This window comes from Micromonospora globispora, from assembly GCF_003857015.1.
In the GTDB taxonomy this organism is placed as follows: domain Bacteria; phylum Actinomycetota; class Actinomycetes; order Mycobacteriales; family Micromonosporaceae; genus Micromonospora; species Micromonospora globispora.
In genome coordinates this window covers 1-2,631 of the sequence record NZ_QGGF01000498.1, presented here as the reverse complement: position 1 = coordinate 2,631, position 2,631 = coordinate 1, and the positions used below count along the sequence as shown (strand labels likewise).

Genomic DNA, 2,631 nt, shown 5'->3' with positions numbered 1-2,631 from the left:
AGCCACCCGTCAGGCGGTCCGGCGCCCCGACGCCCAGATCCACGGAGAGAGTGGCCTCCCGCGCTGGGGAGGCCACTCTCTCCGTGGATCTGGGCGTCGGAGGCGCGGGGGCGGCTGGCGAGGTTGGCGGCGATCAGGGCGGCGATGGTCAGGGCCGCGCCGATCAGCTCCACCACGCCGGGCCGGTAGCCCCGGGCGGTCTGCACGGCGAAGGTGGTCACCGGGACCAGGTTCATGAAGAGGGCGGCGTCGGCCGCGCCGAGCTTCCGCACCCCGGTGTTCCAGGCCAGCACGGCGAGGACGGCGGCGACGACCACGGCGTACCCGAGCTGCGGGGCGACCGCCACGAGGTCGGCGGCGGCGGGCGCGTGCTGGACGCCGGTGAGGTCGGCGACGGCGCTGGCGGCGAGCATGGCGAGCGTGCCGGCGACGGCGGTGAGGGTGGTGTACCGCAGGGCCGACCAGCCGGTGAAGCGGCTCGCACCGTGGGTGTAGGTCGCCCAGCCGAGCACCGCACCGATCATGAGCAGCCCGCCGACGCCGAACTGGCCGAGCCCGTCGAGCCGGCCGCGCGTGATCACCAGCCCCACTCCGACGAGCGCGACCAGCGAGAAGCCGAGCAGCGCCGGCCGGGGGCGTACGCCGTCCCGCACCCAGCGGACCAGCTGAGTGACCAGCGGGGTGGGGGCGGCCAGCAGGGCGATCTGCTGCGGGCTGGCGTGTCCGAGCGCCAGGCTGGTGAGTACGTTGAACCCGGCGAAGCCGAGGACGCCGAGGACCGCCACCTCGACCGCCCGCCCGCCGGTGCGCAGCGCGCTCAGCCCCTCCCGGGCCAGCAGCAGGGCGACCAGGACGGCGGTCGCGAGGACGTAGCGGGCCGTGGTCAGGTTCAGCGCGTCCACCCGGGTGAGCGCGCTGGCCAGCACGGGGAACATGACACCCCAGCTGAGCACGGCGAAGAGCGGAAAGGCGGCGTGCCGAGAACGCATCACAGCTCCAATGTTCGAGTATCGTCGAACCAACGCGACCGACTCTAGGAGCTTGTTCGACGAAAGTCGAACAACGGTTACACTGGTCACATGGAGCTGCACGAGCCCGAGCTGCGCGACGTACCGGTCACCGCCGTCCTGGCGGCGCTCGCCGACGACGTCCGGTTGCAGATCGTGCGCACCCTCGCCGCGGGCGGCGAGCACGTCTGCGGCACCTTCGAGCTGGGGATCTCCAAGGCAACCCGGAGCCACCACCTCAAGGTGCTGCGGGAGGCCGGCCTGACCCGGACCCGGATCGCCGGCACCAGCCGGTACGTCCGGCTGCGCCGGGACGAGCTGGACCGCCTCTACCCCGGCCTCCTCGACGCGGTGCTCACCGCGCCGACCCGCTCCTGAACATGCGCCCGACGGGTTGCAGGCGTCGGCGGCCGAGCCGGCCGCCGCATCCCGGCCGGGAGGGTCCTCGCGCCTGTGCAGCTGAATCGTCCGCGACAGCAGCCGAACCTGCCGGGGATGCGCCGGTCCGCCCTTGGGGCCGCCCGGCGGACCGCTGAGGCGGATGGCGGGCGCTCAGTACGGTGCGGGTGCCGCGACCGTGCGGATCGGCCCCAGGCGCGGACGGCCACGAGTGCTCACCTGGGCGAGTCTGGCAGCCCGAAGCCCGGGTCACCGGAGAACGTGGGCAACGCCTGCGGGTGGGCGCACGACGGGGTCCACGGCCCGGGCTCAACCGGTCAGCTGGTGACGTCCTTGCGGGTGAAGCGCCAGAAGGCGAGTCCCCAGAAGAGCGTCGCGTAGCTCACCGCCGAGATGGCGCCGCGCACCACGTCGTCGGTCTGCACCGGCGTCGAGAGCAGCCCCAGCCAGGCACTGGCGTAGTGGGTCGGCAGGAACGCGCGTAGCCCGCCCAGCGCGGTGATCTGGTCCAGGATGCTGGAGAGGATCCAGAGCAGGACGGCGCCGCCCACCGCTCCCAGCGCGGCGTCCGTGGTCACCGAGAGCAGGAACGCCAGCCCGGCCACCACCAGCAGGACGACAGCCAGGTACCCGAGCACCGCCAGCAGCCGCAGCAGCCCCTCGGTCGGCGCCAGCTCGGCGGAGACCTGGCTGCGCAGCGGCGACCAGCCGTACCGGAGGGTGCCGGCGAGCAGGGCGGTACCGGCGAGCAGCACCAGGGCCAGCGCCGAGTACGCGAGCGCGACCAGCAGCTTCACCGTCAGCAGCCGGGCCCGGGGCACCGGAACGGCCAGCAGGTAGCGCAGGCTGCCCCAGCTCGCCTCGCTGGCCACCGTGTCCCCGCAGAACAGCGCCACCACCACGACCAGCAGGAACGACGACGACACGAAGATCGAGAAGAGGGTGAAGTTGAGCCCCCCGGAGGTGGCCAGGTCGACCAGGCTCCCGAACTCGTTGTTCCGGTTGCGGTCGTCATTGCCGGAGCCGAACTCGAACGCCAGCAGGATGATCAACGGCAGCAGCACCATGAAGCCCAGCGCCAACTGGGTACGCCGCCGGGACGCCTGCCGGCGGAACTCCGCCGCGAACGGCAGGGTGGCCGACGGGCGGTAGCCGGCCGCCGCCCCGCCCACCAGGGTCGGGACAGCAGGCCGGCCAGCGCTGCGCCCGCGGCGTTGAGCAGCAC

General features: G+C 73.3%; 3 protein-coding genes. 1 reads left to right on the top strand and 2 read right to left on the bottom strand.

Going from position 1 to position 2,631, the window contains the following annotated elements; translation table 11 throughout:
- Window positions 1–989 (bottom strand): DMT family transporter (locus DKL51_RS26805; protein ID WP_148097850.1); only part of this gene is annotated, 989 nt, incomplete at its 3' end.
- Window positions 990–1,079: 90 nt separating this feature from the next.
- Here DKL51_RS26805 and DKL51_RS26800 point away from each other — a divergent pair.
- The gene (locus tag DKL51_RS26800) at window positions 1,080–1,385 is read left to right on the top strand and encodes an ArsR/SmtB family transcription factor (RefSeq protein ID WP_109947154.1); all 306 of its coding nucleotides are present in this window, start codon (window positions 1,080–1,082) and stop codon (window positions 1,383–1,385) included.
- Window positions 1,386–1,723: 338 nt separating this feature from the next.
- Here the strand turns inward: DKL51_RS26800 and DKL51_RS26795 are convergent, their stop codons facing one another.
- Window positions 1,724–2,581 carry an ABC transporter permease gene (locus tag DKL51_RS26795; protein WP_124812626.1) on the bottom strand — a complete coding sequence of 286 codons (858 nt, stop codon included), beginning with the start codon at window positions 2,579–2,581 and terminating at the stop codon, window positions 1,724–1,726.
- Window positions 2,582–2,631: the final 50 nt, after the last annotated feature.

What these genes read in the sequence shown, in the direction of transcription:
- DKL51_RS26800 (WP_109947154.1), top strand. Translation starts at nt 1,080, where the DNA reads ATGGAGCTGCACGAGCCCGAGCTGCGCGACGTACCGGTCACCGCCGTC.